General features: G+C 25.8%; 1 protein-coding gene. It reads left to right on the forward strand.

All coding sequences use genetic code 11. The features are described 5' to 3' along the window. A partial coding sequence (locus tag SB752_RS32870) for a hypothetical protein (protein WP_410719576.1) occupies positions 1-256 on the forward strand: 256 nt, incomplete at both ends.

The raw sequence follows: 256 nt of genomic DNA on the forward strand, positions 1-256 counted from the left end.
ATATTTGAAAAAATTAATTATAATAATTATGAAAAAATTCCTTATTATTCCTACTCTATTATTTTCTTACTTTTCTTTATTTGGGCAAGTTCTTCAAACTGTACAATCAGTAGATACTCACAGTTATTACGAAATACTTTCTCCAAAATCAGGTAAAACATTATCTTATAGTGATATTTCAGGATCTCCATATTATAAAAAAGAATTTACGCCTGCAAAAGTGGCAGATAATTATGAAACTTTAGTTGCCAGATAT

Origin of the sequence: Brevibacillus sp. SIMBA_040, assembly GCF_046535075.1 — a bacterium.
Classification (GTDB): Bacteria; Bacillota; Bacilli; order Brevibacillales; family Brevibacillaceae; genus Brevibacillus.